Raw genomic sequence first — 14,905 nt, forward strand, 5'->3', positions numbered from 1 at the left:
TTCACCAGCGCAGCTCGCGGCAGCCGACGGCGGCCTCGCCGGTCTCGACCTGCAGGGTGGCGTGCTCGATCTGGTACTCCTCGGCGAGCAGCCGCTGGGCGGCCGCGAGGATCGCGGACTGGTCCCGGCCCGGCTCGACGGCCACGTGCGCGGAGGCGACCTCCATGCCGGAGGTGAGGGTCCAGACGTGCACGTCGTGCACCTCGCGGACGCCGTCGAGCGCGCAGACGGAGGCGGTCAGCGCGTCGACGTCGACCCCTTCCGGCGCGTGCTGGAACAGGATGCGCAGCGACCGGCGGGCGAGCGCCCAGGTGCGGGGCAGCACGAACAGGCCGATGGCGACCCCGACGACCGGGTCGGCGTACCGCCAGCCGAACAGCAGGGTGACCAGGCCGCTGACCAGTACCCCGACGGAGCCGACGAGGTCGGCGAGGACCTCGAGGTAGGCGCCGCGCAGGTTCAGGCTCTCCTTGGCGCCGTCGCGGAGCAGCAGGAACGCGACGACGTTGGCCACCAGTCCGCCGGCGGCGACGAGCAGCACGGTGAGCCCGGGGACGGCGGGCGGGTCCTGGAAGCGTGCGATCGCCTCGTAGACGACGTAGCCGGCGACGCCGAACAGGAGGACGGCGTTGGCGAGGGCGGCGAGCACCTCGGCGCGGTAGAGCCCGAAGGTGCGTCCCGCCTTCTGCCTGGCGCGGCGGGCGGCGAGGATGGCGATGAGCGCGAGGCCGATGCCGAGGACGTCGGTGACCATGTGGGCACCGTCGGAGATGAGGGCGAGCGAGGAGGTGGCGAAGCCCATGGTGAGCTCGAGCACCATGAAGGCGGCGGTGACCGCGAACGCGGCGGCGAGCCGGCCCACGTGTCGCCCGGAGGCGCTGGCGACCTGGCCGTGCCCGTGACCGTGCCCCATCTACCGGCTCCTTTCTCGCCGGCCGAACATATAGTCACATGCGCATCTTTGCAACTCAGAGCTTACGCGCCTGGGTGTTCATCCACCGTCCGAGTGCCCGCGTGGTGCCGGGGAGAAACCGCGCGCCGAGGGCGCCGACCCTGGCCTCCGGCGTCACCGGCACGACGAGCCGGTCGTCCCGCACGGCCCTGAGCACGGCGTTCGCGACCTTCTCCGGACCGTACCCGCGCTTCCGGTAGGCGGCGTCGGCGCTGGCCTGCCGGCGCCGCTCCTCCTCGACCCCGGCCCCAGCGAACCGCGAGGTTGCGGCGATGTTGGTGTGCACGAAGCCGGGACAGATCGCGCTCACCCCGACCCCGGCCGGCCGCAGCTCGCCGGCGAGGCACTGGGCCAGCATCAGCACGGCGGCCTTGGTGGTGCCGTAGGCCGGGAGCGAGGGAGTGGCGAAGTACCCGGCCGCCGACGACGTGACGACGACGTGGCCGCCCTCGCCCCGGTCCACCATGCCCGGCAGGAACGCGCGCAGGGTGTGGATGACGCCCCACAGGTTGACGTCGAGCACCCGCCGCCAGTCCTCGACCGAGGTGTCCAGGAACGGCCCGCTGACCCCGACCCCTGCGTTGGCCATCAGCAGGTCGACCACCCCGTACTCGGCCGTGACGTGCTCGGCGAGCCGTCGCATGCCGGCCTCGTCGGCGACGTCGACCTGGAACGCCGCCCCGCCGACGTCCGCGGCCGTCCGCTCGGCGCCGGCGAAGTCGATGTCCGCGCACAGCACCCGTGCCCCCTGTCGCCCGAGCGCGACCGCGGTGGCCCGCCCGATCCCGCTGCCCGCGCCGGTGACCAGCGCGAGCTGCCCGGCGAGTGGTTCCCGCCGCTCCCCCACGCGCGCCCGGGCGAGTTCCCGGGCGGCGGGCGCCCCGTCGACGTGCTCGACGAAGTCGGTGATCATCCGGGCGACCGCGTCCGGGTGGGTGCGGGGTGCCCAGTGCCCCGCGACCAGGTCGCGCCGGTACAGCCGCTCGCACCAGGGTTCGGCCGCCTCCAGCAGCCGGGTCGTGACGAACGGGTCGCCGGTGAGCGCCACCTGCTGCACCGGAACCGTGACGCGCCGGGTCTCGTGGCGCCGGAACATGTTCGTCCGGTAGAGCTGGAGCCCGTTCCGCGCGTCCCGGTAGTCGGCCCGGAACCTCCCCCGCAACACGCGCCAGGCCAGCTCGGGCAGGACCGGCACCCGGAACGCGGCGATGTACCACGAGTGCAGGCTCTGCCGCGCGACCGCGAGCGGCCGGCGGCGCCATCCGCGCAGCCACTCCCCCACGTGCCCGAGGTGCGGGCCGGAGAGGGAGGTGAAGGAGCGGATGAGGTCGGGTTCCAGCGCGGGCCAGGCCTGCACCGACCCCCAGTCGTGGGCCACGAGGTGCACCGGTTCGCTGCTCACCGCGCGTATGACGGTGTGCAGGTCCGCGACCAGCTCCGCCATCCGGTACCCGTCCGGGTGTTCCGGCGTCGAGGACTCCCCGTGCCCACGGACGTCGTAGGTGACGACGTGGAACCGCTCAGCGAGCCGGTCCGCCACCCGGTCCCAGACGTGTGAGTTGTCCGGGTAGCCGTGCACCAACACCACGGTGGGCGCGCCGGGGTCGCCGCGCTCGAACACCGCCAGCCGAACCCCGCCCGACTCCACCTGCCGCCGCTTCGCGCTCATACCGCCACCGTAGTTCGGAAGTTTCCGGTAGTGGCGGTCGACCGACGCCGCCCATCATGGCCGCCATGAGCGAGCGCACGAGTGAACGAACCGAGCAGCGGATGACCATGCCCCGCCGCCTCTGGGCCGTCCTGGCCATCCTGGTCGTCCAGATGCTGGCCGACGGCTTCATCGGCTGGCTGGTCATCGACGAACTCAACGAGGACGCCAGCCACGGCCGTACCCCGGACGGCGCGGGTCTGGCGTACTTCCTCTCCTATCTCAACCTGGTGATCGCGGGGGTGTTGCTCGCCTGTGTCGTCTTCACGCTGCGCCCCCGTGCCTGGGTGCGACCGATCATCTTCACCATCGAGGCGATCGCCGTCGTCAGCAGTGTGGTCAACCTGGTCCAGGGTGTGCCGTCCGGTTTCCTCGGCTTCGCGCTCGCCGTCGCGGTCATCGGCATGGTCAAGGGCGAGGATGCCGAGGAGTGGTACCGACACGGCCGGCGGGGCACCTCCTGAGCCGGTCAGGGAGCCGCCGGCGGCCGGGTGTCGCGGATGCGGCGTGCGGCTCGTCGCAGTTGGATCGTCGCCACGCCGACGAAGACGACCGCGCCCTTGACGATGCCGGTTTCCGTGCCCCACCACCAGGATCGGCAGACAGCCGATCCCCCTTGTCAGCCATTCCACTGTCGTGCCCCAGGAGGTCACAGCCATGACGACATTGGTGCGACAGATGTTCTGACAAATAGGGCGCCCTTGGCAGGATTCGAACCTGCGACACCTGCCTCCGGAGGGCAGTGCTCTATCCCCTGAGCTACAAGGGCCCGTCGTCTCCGACGGTGGGAAGCTTAGCGCATCCGTTCGGTGGCTACCGGCACGGGCCTGGTCGGGGCTCAGACGGTGATGACGGCCTTGCCGGGGATCCGGCCGTCGACCAGGTCGCGGATGGCCTGGGGGGCGTCCGCGAGCGGGTAGGTCCGGCCCACCACGGGGGCGATGTGCCCGGCCTCGACGAGGTTCACGAGTCGTTCGAGGGCGTCCTTGCGTTCCCGGGAGATCGGCGCGGTCAGGCGTTGCCGCACGAACGGGGAGAGCAGGCGCGCGGCCAGGTTGCGCTCCAGGCCGCCGAGCCACCGGCCGCCGCCCTCACCGCCGATGATGACCAGGGTTCCCTTCGGGGCCAGTGCTCGGCGCAGGTGTCGGAGCGGGCGGCGGCCCGCCGTGTCGATGATGACGTCGTAGCGGGTTCCGTCGGCGAAGTCCTCGCGGGTGTGGTCGATCACCCGGGTCGCGCCGACCGAGCCGGCCAGGTCGACCTTCGCCGTGCTGCACACGCCGGTGACGGTGCCGCCGAACGTCTTCGCGAGTTGTACGGCGAAGGTGCCGACTCCGCCGGCCGCGCCGATCACCAGTACGTCGTCACCTGGGCGCACCACGTTCTCCGTGGCGGTCAACGCGGTGAGGCCGGAGATGGGCAGGGCGGCGGCCTGCTCGAAGGACAGGCGCGCCGGCTTCGGCAGGCATCTGCGCACCGGGACCCTGGCGAACTCGGCGAACGAGCCCTCGCAGATGCCGAACACCTCGTCGCCCGGGCGGAATCCGGTCACTCCGGAGCCGATCGCGTCGACGACTCCGGCGACGTCCCGGCCGCGGATTCGGAAGCCGTCGCGGGGGGTGCGTAAGCCGGTGACGGCGCGCACCGGGTAGGGCAGGCCGGCCATGAAGTGCCAGACCCCGTAGTCGAGCCCGGCCGCGCGAACCCGGACCAGCACCTCGCCCTCGCCCGCGACGGGCTGCTCGACGTCGGTGAGCGCCAGTACGTCGGCCTGACCGTAGCTGTCCTGGGTGATCGCTTTCATGGTTCCTCCCCTGGCGGGTACTGGAAGACGTCGTCGATCGGCGCGCGGAAGACCCGGGCGATCCGGAATGCCATCTCCAACGACGGCGAGTAGCGACCCTGCTCGACGGCGATGATGGTCTGGCGTGTCACGCCGACCCGGTCGGCCAGTTCGGCCTGGGTCATCTCGCCGTTCGCGAACCGCAGCGCGCGAATCGAGTTGGTCACCTTGGTCGACTTCACCACTGCTGAAATCCCCGACGGTAGGCGAAAATCCTGGCTACGGAGCCGACGATCGCGGACAGCGCGAACATGAGGTACACGGTGTTCGCGATCCAGAAGTGCGCTGTCTCGGCCATCGCCATGACGAGCGTGGCGACCCCGCCGATCACGACGAACGAGTGGCCGACGTACTCACCGAACCGGTCGATCTCCCGGTCCCGCTCGTCGGTGCGCATGGCCTCCCGCGGCGACGCGAGGCCGGTGGCGATGCCGATCCCGATCGTCACCACGATCGCCGCGCCGACCGTCCACAGCAGCGGGGCCACGTACGCCACGTCGGCGAGCGGGACGTCACCGGCGGCACGGCTGAGCACGATCACCAGGTAGACCACGTATCCGCAGGCCGAGACCACCGCCGTGATCCACGCACGCTTCTCGTCGAGTGCCACGCGAGCTCCTGATGTAAAGCAACTTTGACATGGCCAATGTAAAGCGGTGCCGACTTCGTGTCAAGAAAACCTTACATGCGCGACGGCGCCGAACACGGAAGGATGGGCGACATGGCATTGCCCGCCCTCCCCGAGGAGTCCTTCCAGCGCGTGCTCTGCGTCGTCGCGCATCCCGACGACATGGAGTACGGCACGTCCGCGGCCGTGGCGCGCTGGACCGCGCGCGGCATCGAGGTCGGCTATCTCCTGCTCACCCGGGGCGAGGCCGGCATGCCGAACCCGCCCGAGGAGACGGCCCGGCTGCGCGTCGCCGAGCAGCGGGCCGCGTGCGAGGTCGTCGGCGTCACGCACCTGACCGTCCTGGAGCATCCGGACGGGGTGCTCGTCCACGGCCTCGACCTGCGCCGCGACATCTGCCGGGAGATCCGGCGGTTCCGACCCGACGTGGTGCTCGGCATGGGGTGGGACGTCGAGACGCCCTTCGGCTTCGACCAGGCCGACCACCGCGCGGCCGGCCTGGCGACGCTCGACGCGGTGCGCGACGCGGGCAACCGGTGGGTCTTCCCCGAACAGGTCGACGACGAGGGCCTCGAACCGCACTCCGCGCGCTGGCTCGTCGTGCCCGGACTGCCCGGTTCCGGCGCGACCCACGGCGTCGACGTCACGGGCGAGCCGCTGCGCCGCGGCGTCGCCTCGCTCGAGGCGCACGGGGCGTACCTGGCCGCGATCCCGAACCACCCCGCCCCCAAGGACTTCATCCCGACGTTCACCGCGATGAGCGGCAAGGCCGTGGGCGTTGAGCACGCCGTCCTGTTCCGCGCCCACGACCTGCAGGCACCACCGGACTTCACCGCCACCCAGGACTGACTCACGCCGGAGGGGCGAAGGCGCCCATGGCGCGGTCCAGGATCGTGGCGAGCGGTTGTGGCTGGTCGTTCGAGGTCCACGCGGTCAGCGCCGCCTCCACGCAGGCCAGGGCGGCGCCGATGACCGCGTCGGCGCGGGGGTCGGAACCGTCGGCCGGATCGGCTTCGAGTCGGCGGGCGACCTCGGGTCGGAGCAGGGCGTGCCAGCGGGCGTTCTTCTCGCGATGCCGGGCGGCCAGTGCCGGTGTGTTCACGATCAGGCGAGTGAGCCGTCGGATGCGTTCGTCGTGGGCCTCGTACTGCTCGATCAGTACGTCGAGCGCGCGCCGCATGGCCACCCAGGGCGGTTCGTCGGGCGGTCGAGCGGTGAGCGCGGCACGCAGGCGCTCACCGGCGTCGGCCACCGCGCCGAAGAGGGCGTCCTCCTTCGAGGGGAAGTAGCGGAAGAACGTGCTGCGGGAGATCTCGGCGGCCGCGCAGATGTCCTCCACCGTCGTCTCCTCGTAGCCGCGCTCGAGGACGAGGTTCTGGACGGCGGCGGCCACCTCGGCACGCATGGCCGCACGCGCTCGCGCCCGTACGCCCCGCGCCGGCTGGTTCGGACCCATGAGCGCGATGGTACTACGGTTCATTGGTGATACTGTGTCTCATATATGCGATCCAGTACCACGGAGAGATGAGAGCGATGAGCGATAAGAAGGTGGTCGTCATCACCGGGGCCAGCGACGGCATCGGGGCGGCCGCGGCGCGACGGCTGCACGCGAACGGGCACACCGTCGTCGTCGTGGGCCGTTCGGCCGAGAAGACCCGTGCGGTGGCCACGGAACTCGGTGTCGACAGCCACGTCGCGGACTTCACCCGGCTCGACGACGTCGAGCGTCTCGCCGGTGAACTCGGTGCCGCGTACCCACGGATCGACGTGCTCGCCAACAACGCCGGCGGTGTCTTCGGTCCGCGCACCAGGACCGTGGACGGCTTCGAGAAGACGTTCCAGATCAACCATCTCGCGCCGTTCCTGCTCACCCGACGACTCCTGGACACGCTCGTCGCGTCGCGGGCGTCGGTGCTGCAGACGTCCAGCACGGTGCGGTTCACCAAGGAGATCGACCTGGACGACCTCGACCACGACCGCAACTACGACCCGGTGCGCGCCTACGGTGCGGCGAAGCTGGAGAACATCCTGTTCACCACGGAACTCCACCGGCGCTACCACGCCGACGGTCTTTCGGCCGCGTCCTTCTACCCGGGCAACGTCTGGACGAACTTCGCCGCCGAGTCCACCAGCCCGGCCATGCGTCTCGTCCGCTTCCTCGGCGCCAACCCGCTGATCCGGCGCGCCATGCTGTCCACGCCCGACCAGGGTGCGGACCAGATCGTGTGGCTCGCCGAGGGCACTCCCGGAACGGACTGGCGGTCGGGGGCCTACTACTACAAGCGCAGGGCCAGCAGGCCGCGGAACGCGCAGGCGCTCGACGCCGAACTCGCCCGTGGACTGTGGGAGCGCTCCGAACAACTGCTCGCGGGGCGACTGCCGACGTGACCAGGCCGCCCGGTGGTCAGGTCGTCCCGGTTTCCGTTTCGGTTCCGGCGGCCGGTTCGGGCGGCGGGTCGCTCAGTTGCTCGCGCACGTAGTTCCACACCACGGCGATCATCGCGGCGACCGGGACGGCGAGCAGGGCGCCGGCGATGCCCGCCAGGTTGCCGCCCAGGGTGACCGCGAGCAGCACCACGGCGGCGTGCAGGCCAAGACCGCGGCTCTGCAGCATCGGCTGGAAGACGTTTCCCTCCAGCTGCTGCACCACGATGATGATCGCCAGCACGATCAGTGCGGTGGTCAGCCCGTTGAACACCAGGGCGATGAGCACCGCGACGAACCCGGCGAACAGCGCCCCGACGATGGGCACGAACGCGCCGACGAACGTCAGCACCGCCAGCGGCAGCACCAGCGGAACGCCCAGGATCCACAGCCCAAGACCGATGAACACCGCGTCCAGCAACCCCACGAAGGCCTGCGACCGCACGAACGAGCCCAACGTGGCCCAGCACCGCGCCGCCACCGCCGGGACGTCGTCGGCCAGCCGGCCGGGCAGCTGGCGGCCGAGCCACGGCAGGAACCGGGGGCCGTCCTTGAGCAGGAAGAACATCAGGAAGAGCGCCAGCACGGCGGTGACCACGCCGTTCACCACGGTGCCGACGCCGGTGACGGCGGCGCTGGCGATGCTGCCCATGCTGTCCTGCACCCGGGACACCGCGGAGTCCAGCGCGCCACTGATCTGCGCCTCGTCGATGTTCAACGGAGGTCCGGCCACCCACTCGCGCAGCTTGTCGATCCCGGCCACCACCCCGTCGGCCAGCTCACCCGACTCCGACGCGACCGGCACCGCGATCAACGCCACGACTCCCCCGACGACCAGGAGGAACGCCAGGGTCACCACCGACGCGGCCAACGCCGGCCGCCACCTTCGCCGACGCAGGAAACGGGCGACGGGCCAGGTGAGCGTGGTGATCAGCAGTGCGATCACGATCGGCCAGATGATCGACCACGCCCTGCCGAGCAGCCACAGCACCACCCAGGTCAGCAGCAGGACGAGTAACAGGTCGAAGGAGACGCGCGCCGAGGTGCGCAGCGCGGTCCGGGTCCTCGTCGCGTTCAGCCTCGCGCCCATTGGACAACCGTATTCGGAAACCGGCCGGGTCGCCGCACGGCGACTTGACCGTGCCCCAAGGTCAGCGTTTGTACTGGGCGCATGGTCAAGAAGCTCCGGCGGAACTGGCAGCTCAGCAGGGTCGGGCGCGGCGACGGAAGTGCGCTCAAGGAGTACCGCGGCTGGCAGCTCTTCACCCGTTCGCTGTTCTTCCTCGAACTCGCGGCCCCCGCGGGCGGCAACCACGTCTTCGCCGTCGACGTGCGGTACCTGGCGGACGCGAAGACCAGGAAGCAGCACGAGGACGGGGCCGGGAAGAGCCCCGCCGCGCTGTACCGCGACGGCGTCCAGGTCCACCGCTCGAACCTGCCGGCGACGTTCCCCGTGCCCGGCGGCGTCATCGAGGTCGCCACCAGCGCGTTCGGGCTCAAGCGCCTGCGCTTCGTCGCCGAGGACGGCAGCGAACACGCCCTGCGCCCGCACCGCCGGTCCCAGGAAGGGCTACGGGCACGGTTCGAGCAGCGGTTTCCCCGTACCAGCGCCGTGATCGGCACGGTGGCCGTCGTCGTCCTGGGGACGGCGCTCGCCGTCGCCCTGCTCAAGGGCGTGGAGGCCGTGACCCGGATCCCTCCCGTCGCCGAGCACGTCGGCGCGTTCACCTCGCCGGTGCGGCTGCCCGGGTGGGGAACCGTCGCGCTGGCCGTCGCGGGGGTCCTGGCCGCCGTCGAACGGGCGTTGCGGCTCCGCTATCACTGGCTGCTCGACTCGGTCGCGTCCTGATGGCCGTCGACGGCCATCCGGACGAGCGAGCGGACGAGCGGGTTGCCGTCATCGGCTCGCCAGGCGACGACGAGTTCGGTGGGTGGTTGGTCCACCAGTGGAACCGCGGTCAGTCCTTCCGGTAGGTCGTGGGACAGCGGGATGAGGCCGACGGTGTTGTTCCAGACAACGGCCTGGAGGCATTCGCTCGCGGTGCGGACCACGGGTCGCGATGCGTGCGGGGGCGCGGCGCCGGTCCAGAACTCGCACCACAGCGGGTCGGTCGTGTCGGGGAAGCGGAACCACTGCCGGTCGGCGAGGTCGGCGAGGCTGATGCCGGCGCGTCCGGCGAGCGGGTCGTCGAGCCGGAGCACGGCGCCGACCGGATCCGTGCGGAGCACCCGGGTACGCAACCCGGTGGTGTCGAAGGGCAGCAGGGTAAGCGCGAGGTCGACCACGCCGGCGTGCAGACCGGCGCTCGGGTCGCCGAAGTCGGCCTCGCGGACGGTGACCGGAACGGCGGGGTGCTGCTCGCGGAAGGCCCGCGCCAGGCGGGAACCGGTCTCCCGGACGCTGTCGGCGAGGGTGCCGATGGTGACGCTCATGCCGCCGGCTGCCTCGGCGACGCGAGCCCTGGTCCGGTCCGCGCGTTCCAGGAGGTCACGGGCCTCCCGGTACAGAGCCTCGCCCGCGCTGGTCAGGGTCACGCCCCGGGGCGACCGTTCGAGCAGCACGGCGCCCAGGTCACGCTCGAGCCGGCGGATGGCGCGGCTCAGGGGCGGCTGGGTCATGTGCAAGCGGTTGGCCGCGCGGCCGAAGTTGCGCTCGTCGGCCACCACGGCGAAGTAGCGGAGCAGGCGCAGGTCCACCTTCGAACGGTATCGCTACCCGGAGTGCTCGGCGCACAGGCAACCGACGCCGGGAGCGATCCATTCGCGGCCGGCCCAGTCCGGGTGGCGCCGCAGCAGCACGTCGGTCACCTCGGCGACCACGGTCTCCTCGGACATCGCCGAGTCGCGGCGGCGCCAGGTCTCGTCGCGGAGTTCGGTGAGGTAGTCGCGTACGACGTGGAGGAGGTCGGCGCCACCGAGGTCGCCGTGCCCGGGGACCACGGTGGCGGGGCGCCGCGCCGCGAGCCGGTCCACGACCTCGATCCAGCGGACGCCCGAGACGTCGGTGTCGTGCGGCGGGAACCACGGGAAGATGGCGAACTGGCCCGTCTCCACGAGGTCACCGGTGAACAGCACGCCCGCGTCGGGGACCGTGACGACCTGGTCGCCCCGGCTGTGGGCGCGTCCCGTCGGCCGCAGGTGGACCACGCGTCCGCCCAGGTCGAGGTCGTGGCCCCGGTCGTCGGCGTAGACGACGTCCGGGGTCGCGAGCTGGACGCCGTCGAGGCGGCGGGCGACCGACTCCCCCAGGCCGCGGAACATGCTCAGGTAGCCGGGGCCCTTGGTCGCCAGGTCGTCGGCCTGGGCCCGGTTGACCAGGTAGGTCGCCTCGCCGGCGAACACCTGGGCGCCGAAGGCGTGTTCCGGGTGGAAGTGGGTGGTCGTCAGGTAGATCCGGCGGCCGCGGGCCTGTTCCCTGGCGAAGGCCAGGACCTGCTCCGCGTTGTCACGCCCCAGGCCGGTGTCGATCACCAGTACCGAGTGGCTGCCGCCGACGACGCCGATGTTCGGCACGAGCTGGACGCCGCGGTTCGGCACGACGAGGAGGTCGGGGGCGATGTCCTCGGCACGGGCCGGGTCGACCGCCGGGTCGGGCAGGTCCAGGTTCGGTGTTCCGTCGTCGTCCACGCCCCCAGTCCAGCCCGTACCCCGGGGGATCGTCCAAGACCTTCTCGGTGGGGCCGATACTCAGCGGGCATCGGGCCGGCAGCGGATGCGGGTGGCGGCGGTGGGGTCGCCGTCGAGCCGGTGCAGGCGGATCGGCGCCGTACCGGGGTTGTGGTGCAGCCGGATCCCGTCGCCGAGCAGGATCGGCGCGACGTGGATGTCGATCTCGTCGATCAGGCCAAGTTCCAGGAGTTGCGCGCCGATGGTCGGCGAGAACACTCCGAGGTTCCGGCCGCCGGCCGCGGCCAGCCCGGTCCGCACCGCCTCCTCGACGGGGCAGGACAGGAACGTGATGTCCGGAGTGGGCGGTGCGTCCTCGGGATGGTGGGTCAGGACGAAGATCGGTCCGGTCCACGCCCCGCCCCAGGGCCGGGAGTCGCCGATCGCACTGTCGAAGCCGTCGCGGCCGGCCAGTACGGCGCCGGTGGTCGCGATGTACTCGTCGATCAGGCCGCGTTGGGCGGTGAAACCGGTCATCCAGCTCATGTCGTGCTGGGGTCCGGCCACGAAGCCGTCGAGCGACATCGTGAAGGCGAAGAGCACTTTTCCCAGCGCCGGGCGGGATTCGGTCGTGTTCATCGGCCGACACTATGCGTAGGGTGGTGCCGATAGGAGTTCCAATTCCGGACCGGTTATGAGTACCAGTTCACCCGAGTTGTTCGTGGAGCTCGACCGCTCCCGTCCGCGCGGTCTGCGCGCCCAGTTGGAGCGGAACCTGCGGGACGCCATCAGGGCGGGCCGGCTGCGCCCCGGCGTCCGGCTGCCCTCGTCCCGCACGCTCGCCGCGGACCTCCGGATCACCCGCGGGGTCGTCGTCGCGGCCTACCACCAGCTGACCGCCGAGGGCTACCTGACCTCCCGGCAGGGCTGGGGCACCGTCGTCAACGCGATCACCACGCCCCGGGAACCACGATCCCGGCACCCGCGGCCGGACGGTGTTCGTCACGACTTCCGGCCGGGAGCCCCGGACGTCGGCCTGTTCCCGCACGCGGCCTGGGCTCGCGCGACCCGCACCGCCATGCGGTCCCTACCCGACCAGGCACTGGGCTACGGCGACCCGGCTGGGCTCCCGGCACTGCGCGAGACGCTGGCCGACTACCTGGGCCGGGTCCGGGGCGTGTCCTGCGGGCCGGACGACATCGTGGTGTGCAACGGGTTCTCGCACGGGTTGAGCCTGCTGGCCCGGGTACTCGCCTCGCGGGGCGTCGCGGTCGAGGACCCGGGCCACCCCAGCTGGCGGGAGCAGCTCGGCGCCGGCTGCCACCCCGTCGAGGTCGACGACGAGGGGCTGCGGGTGGACCGGCTGGCCGCGTCCGGGGCGGGCGCGGTGCTCGTCACGCCCGCCCACCAGTACCCGACCGGCGTGGTGCTCTCGGCCGGCCGCCGGATCGACCTGCTCGACTGGGCACGCACCAGCGACGCGTACGTCATCGAGGACGACTACGACGCCGAGTACCGCTACGACGGTCACCCGGTCGGTGCCCTGCAAGGGATCGCGCCCGATCACGTCATCCACGTCGGCAGCCTGTCCAAGAGCCTGGCGCCCGGGCTGCGACTCGGCTGGCTGGTCGTTCCTCCGGCGCTGCGCGACGAAGTGGTCGCCGCCCGCGCGCACGGCGACGGGTTCACCGCCTCGATCATCCAGGCCACCGTCGCCGAGTTCGTCGCCCGCGGCGACCTCGACCGGCACCTGCGGCGAACCCGTCGCGAGTACCGCCTTCGACGCGACGCGCTGATCGCGGCCCTGCGCCGACTGCTGCCCGGCTCCCGTGCGACCGGCATCTCCGCGGGTCTGCACGTCCTGGTCAGGCTGCCCGAGGGCACGGACGCGCCCCGTCTCGCCGCCACCGCCGCACGCCACGGCATCCTGGTCCGGCCGTTGGACCGCTACCGGTTCGGCTCGACGCGAGAACGGCCCGCGGCGCTCGTACTGGGCTACAGCAGGCTCACGCCCCACCGCATCGAGGAAGGCATCCATCGGCTCGCCACCATCGTCAGCGGCGCGGTTCCCAGCGGAACATCCGGGAGGCCAGCGTGACGGCGACGATCACCCAGGCCAGCGTGGGCGCCAGCAGGAGCAGCGAGTCCGTCACGGCGACGCCGCCGTTCCAGGCGTTGACGACCAGTTCGGTGGCCGAGCCGCCGGGCAGCAGCCGCTTGACCAGGGTGAGTTCCTCGGTGCCGGCGATGCCCACCCAGCTGGCCACGGCGATCGTGCCGATGCTGACCGGCAGGGTGGTCACCTGCGCGTGCTCCGGGGAGTTCGTCAGGCCCGCCGTGGCCAGGCCGAGGCCCAGCATCATCACCAGCATCGAGACGACGGCCGCCGCCAGCAGGACGACGTTGTCCGGACCGCCGGCGACCACTGCCAGCACCACCAGGATCACCACCACCTGGACCAGCGCGATCACGGTGACCGGGAGCAGCAGCCCGGACAGGATGCCGGCGTCGCCGATCGCGGTGGAGCGCAGGCGTTTGAGGAACAGGTTCTGCCGGCGCGAGGCCAGCGTCGTCACGGTCGTGGTGTAGAGGCCGAACGCGCCGACGGTGAACATCACGATCGCCGCGATGTAGCCGAGGCTGCCGACCGACGCGAACAGCTCGTGGCGGTAGATGAAGAACGCGGCGATGGCCACCGGCATGATGAAGCTGGTGACCAGGACCAGCCGGTTCCGGAAGATCTGAACGAGTTCGCTGAGCGCGATGGGAAGCATTGCGGAAGTCCTTTCCGTACGTGGTCTATTCGGTGCCGATGGCGCGGAAGACGTCGTCGAGCCGGGTCGGGCCGGCTTCGAGGTCCCGCAGCTCCAACCCGTTGTCCCGCGCCCAGCGGAGCACGACGTGCAGGTCCTTCTGCAGGCTGAAGGTCTCGACGAGGAACCTGCCGTCGGCCTCACGGGTGGCCTGCACCGGCAGCGCGGGCGCGGGCGTCGGCAGGCCGAAGCGGATGACGGCGGGCAGGGTCCTGGTCAGCTCGGCGACGGTGCCCTCGCGGTGGAACGTGCCCTGGTGCATCAGGCCGATGCGGTCCGCGTGCTGCTGCGCCTCCTCCAGGTAGTGCGTGGTGAGCACGATGGTGGAGCCGGCCTCGCGCAGCCTGCCCACGGTGGCCCAGAGGTCGTCCCGCGACTGGATGTCCAGGCCGGTGGTCGGCTCGTCCAGGAAGACCAGCTCGGGCGTGCCGTACACGGCGGTGGCGAAGTCCAGGCGCCGCTTCTCGCCGCCGGAGAGCTGGGACACCCTGGTGCCGGCCTTGCGGGTGAGGTCGACGATGTGGAGCACCCGGTCGACCCGGTCGGTGCGCCCGGTGAGCCCGCCGATCAGTCCGACCGACTCCTTGACCGTCAGGTCCGGGGAGAACCCGCTCTCCTGCAGCATGATGCCCATCCGGGACCGCACGGCGCGCCGGTCGCGGGGGCTCTGCCCGAAGACCCGCACCGTGCCGGAGGTGGCCGCGCGGTGGCCCTCGACGGTCTCCAGCGTCGAGGTCTTCCCCGCGCCGTTCGTGCCGAGCAGGGCGTAGAGCTCGCCCTGCCGCACCTGGAAGGACAGGTCCCGGACGGCGTGGAAGTCGCCGTAGGAGAGGTGCAGGTGTTCGACGTCGATGACTGCTGTGGAGGTCATGCCCTGAATTCCAGCCGTCGGAACGGCCACCGACCAGTGCGGCCACGTCACCACTTGGGC

General features: G+C 71.5%; 17 protein-coding genes and 1 tRNA gene. 5 read left to right on the top strand and 13 right to left on the bottom strand.

Annotated features, from left to right (window positions below; all coding sequences use genetic code 11):
- Position 1: 1 nt before the first annotated feature.
- The gene (locus JT362_RS18525) at positions 2–913 is read right to left on the bottom strand and encodes a cation diffusion facilitator family transporter (protein WP_260192545.1); all 912 of its coding nucleotides are present in this window, start codon (positions 911–913) and stop codon (positions 2–4) included.
- Positions 914–968: 55 nt separating this feature from the next.
- On the bottom strand, positions 969–2,621 hold the full coding sequence (locus JT362_RS18530) for an SDR family oxidoreductase (protein WP_260192547.1): 1,653 nt from the start codon (positions 2,619–2,621) through the stop codon (positions 969–971).
- Between the two features lie 65 nt (positions 2,622–2,686).
- Between JT362_RS18530 and JT362_RS18535 the strand changes: the two genes are divergently transcribed.
- Entirely contained in the window at positions 2,687–3,124 is a 438-nt protein-coding gene (locus JT362_RS18535; protein ID WP_260192549.1) for a hypothetical protein, read from the top strand.
- Positions 3,125–3,356: 232 nt separating this feature from the next.
- Here JT362_RS18535 and JT362_RS18540 read toward each other — a convergent pair.
- The 4 genes from JT362_RS18540 to JT362_RS18555 form a co-directional block, all read right to left on the bottom strand.
- A tRNA-Arg gene (locus JT362_RS18540) sits at positions 3,357–3,429 on the bottom strand.
- Positions 3,430–3,498: 69 nt separating this feature from the next.
- Positions 3,499–4,464, bottom strand: coding sequence for an NAD(P)-dependent alcohol dehydrogenase (locus JT362_RS18545; RefSeq protein WP_260192550.1), 966 nt, complete (start codon positions 4,462–4,464; stop codon positions 3,499–3,501).
- Positions 4,461–4,688 carry a helix-turn-helix transcriptional regulator gene (locus JT362_RS18550; RefSeq protein WP_260192552.1) on the bottom strand — a complete coding sequence of 76 codons (228 nt, stop codon included), beginning with the start codon at positions 4,686–4,688 and terminating at the stop codon, positions 4,461–4,463. The genes JT362_RS18545 and JT362_RS18550 overlap by 4 nt, the downstream gene beginning before the upstream one ends.
- A complete protein-coding gene (locus JT362_RS18555; RefSeq protein ID WP_260192554.1) occupies positions 4,682–5,113 on the bottom strand; it encodes a hypothetical protein in 432 nt (143 codons plus the stop codon). Before JT362_RS18555 ends, JT362_RS18550 begins: the two co-directional genes overlap by 7 nt.
- Before the next feature lie 102 nt (positions 5,114–5,215).
- Between JT362_RS18555 and JT362_RS18560 the strand changes: the two genes are divergently transcribed.
- The gene (locus JT362_RS18560; protein ID WP_260192556.1) at positions 5,216–5,980 is read left to right on the top strand and encodes a PIG-L deacetylase family protein; all 765 of its coding nucleotides are present in this window, start codon (positions 5,216–5,218) and stop codon (positions 5,978–5,980) included.
- A 1-nt stretch (position 5,981) separates the two neighbouring features.
- Here the strand turns inward: JT362_RS18560 and JT362_RS18565 are convergent, their stop codons facing one another.
- Positions 5,982–6,611, bottom strand: a complete 630-nt coding sequence (locus tag JT362_RS18565) for an acyl-CoA-like ligand-binding transcription factor (RefSeq protein WP_260192557.1) — start codon at positions 6,609–6,611, stop codon at positions 5,982–5,984.
- Between the two features lie 53 nt (positions 6,612–6,664).
- On the opposite strand from JT362_RS18565, the gene JT362_RS18570 reads away from it, so the two are divergent.
- Positions 6,665–7,519: an SDR family NAD(P)-dependent oxidoreductase gene (locus JT362_RS18570; RefSeq protein WP_260192559.1), complete on the top strand. Its 855-nt coding sequence runs from the start codon at positions 6,665–6,667 to the stop codon at positions 7,517–7,519.
- 16 nt (positions 7,520–7,535) lie between these two features.
- Here the strand turns inward: JT362_RS18570 and JT362_RS18575 are convergent, their stop codons facing one another.
- Positions 7,536–8,645 (bottom strand): AI-2E family transporter, encoded by a 1,110-nt coding sequence (locus tag JT362_RS18575; RefSeq protein WP_260192561.1) that lies wholly within the window; start codon positions 8,643–8,645, stop codon positions 7,536–7,538.
- 81 nt (positions 8,646–8,726) lie between these two features.
- Here JT362_RS18575 and JT362_RS18580 point away from each other — a divergent pair, with 81 nt between their 5' ends.
- Entirely contained in the window at positions 8,727–9,404 is a 678-nt protein-coding gene (locus JT362_RS18580; RefSeq protein WP_260192563.1) for a hypothetical protein, read from the top strand.
- On the opposite strand, the gene JT362_RS18585 is transcribed toward JT362_RS18580, so the two are convergent.
- Genes JT362_RS18585 through JT362_RS18595 form a run of 3 tightly spaced genes read right to left on the bottom strand, consistent with a single transcriptional unit; the run spans position 9,374 to position 11,800 of the window.
- A complete protein-coding gene (locus tag JT362_RS18585) occupies positions 9,374–10,252 on the bottom strand; it encodes a LysR family transcriptional regulator (RefSeq protein ID WP_260192565.1) in 879 nt (292 codons plus the stop codon). The two genes, JT362_RS18580 and JT362_RS18585, sit on opposite strands and share 31 nt — an antisense overlap.
- Positions 10,253–10,267: 15 nt before the next feature.
- The gene (locus JT362_RS18590; protein ID WP_260192566.1) at positions 10,268–11,182 is read right to left on the bottom strand and encodes an MBL fold metallo-hydrolase; all 915 of its coding nucleotides are present in this window, start codon (positions 11,180–11,182) and stop codon (positions 10,268–10,270) included.
- A gap of 60 nt (positions 11,183–11,242) precedes the next feature.
- Positions 11,243–11,800 (bottom strand): dihydrofolate reductase family protein, encoded by a 558-nt coding sequence (locus JT362_RS18595; protein ID WP_260192567.1) that lies wholly within the window; start codon positions 11,798–11,800, stop codon positions 11,243–11,245.
- 55 nt (positions 11,801–11,855) lie between these two features.
- On the opposite strand from JT362_RS18595, the gene pdxR reads away from it, so the two are divergent.
- Complete coding sequence (pdxR, locus tag JT362_RS18600; protein WP_260192568.1) at positions 11,856–13,259, top strand: MocR-like pyridoxine biosynthesis transcription factor PdxR; 1,404 nt, start codon at positions 11,856–11,858, stop codon at positions 13,257–13,259.
- Here pdxR and JT362_RS18605 read toward each other — a convergent pair.
- Both JT362_RS18605 and JT362_RS18610 read right to left on the bottom strand, forming a co-directional pair.
- Positions 13,216–13,935, bottom strand: coding sequence for an ABC transporter permease (locus JT362_RS18605; protein WP_260192570.1), 720 nt, complete (start codon positions 13,933–13,935; stop codon positions 13,216–13,218). The two genes, pdxR and JT362_RS18605, sit on opposite strands and share 44 nt — an antisense overlap.
- A gap of 25 nt (positions 13,936–13,960) precedes the next feature.
- Entirely contained in the window at positions 13,961–14,845 is an 885-nt protein-coding gene (locus JT362_RS18610; RefSeq protein WP_260192571.1) for an ABC transporter ATP-binding protein, read from the bottom strand.
- Positions 14,846–14,905 lie beyond the last annotated feature (60 nt).

The organism is Actinophytocola gossypii (genome assembly GCF_025165815.1).
GTDB lineage: Bacteria > Actinomycetota > Actinomycetes > Mycobacteriales > Pseudonocardiaceae > Actinophytocola > Actinophytocola gossypii.

Coding starts and splice junctions, on each gene's coding strand:
- JT362_RS18525 (WP_260192545.1), bottom strand. CDS start 913: ATGGGGCACGGTCACGGGCACGGCCAGGTCGCCAGCGCCTCCGGGCGA.
- JT362_RS18580 (WP_260192563.1), top strand. CDS start 8,727: ATGGTCAAGAAGCTCCGGCGGAACTGGCAGCTCAGCAGGGTCGGGCGC.
- JT362_RS18575 (WP_260192561.1), bottom strand. CDS start 8,645: ATGGGCGCGAGGCTGAACGCGACGAGGACCCGGACCGCGCTGCGCACC.
- JT362_RS18560 (WP_260192556.1), top strand. CDS start 5,216: ATGGGCGACATGGCATTGCCCGCCCTCCCCGAGGAGTCCTTCCAGCGC.
- JT362_RS18545 (WP_260192550.1), bottom strand. CDS start 4,464: ATGAAAGCGATCACCCAGGACAGCTACGGTCAGGCCGACGTACTGGCG.
- JT362_RS18535 (WP_260192549.1), top strand. CDS start 2,687: ATGAGCGAGCGCACGAGTGAACGAACCGAGCAGCGGATGACCATGCCC.
- pdxR (WP_260192568.1), top strand. CDS start 11,856: ATGAGTACCAGTTCACCCGAGTTGTTCGTGGAGCTCGACCGCTCCCGT.
- JT362_RS18610 (WP_260192571.1), bottom strand. CDS start 14,845: ATGACCTCCACAGCAGTCATCGACGTCGAACACCTGCACCTCTCCTAC.
- JT362_RS18530 (WP_260192547.1), bottom strand. CDS start 2,621: ATGAGCGCGAAGCGGCGGCAGGTGGAGTCGGGCGGGGTTCGGCTGGCG.
- JT362_RS18565 (WP_260192557.1), bottom strand. CDS start 6,611: ATGAACCGTAGTACCATCGCGCTCATGGGTCCGAACCAGCCGGCGCGG.
- JT362_RS18595 (WP_260192567.1), bottom strand. CDS start 11,800: ATGAACACGACCGAATCCCGCCCGGCGCTGGGAAAAGTGCTCTTCGCC.
- JT362_RS18605 (WP_260192570.1), bottom strand. CDS start 13,935: ATGCTTCCCATCGCGCTCAGCGAACTCGTTCAGATCTTCCGGAACCGG.
- JT362_RS18570 (WP_260192559.1), top strand. CDS start 6,665: ATGAGCGATAAGAAGGTGGTCGTCATCACCGGGGCCAGCGACGGCATC.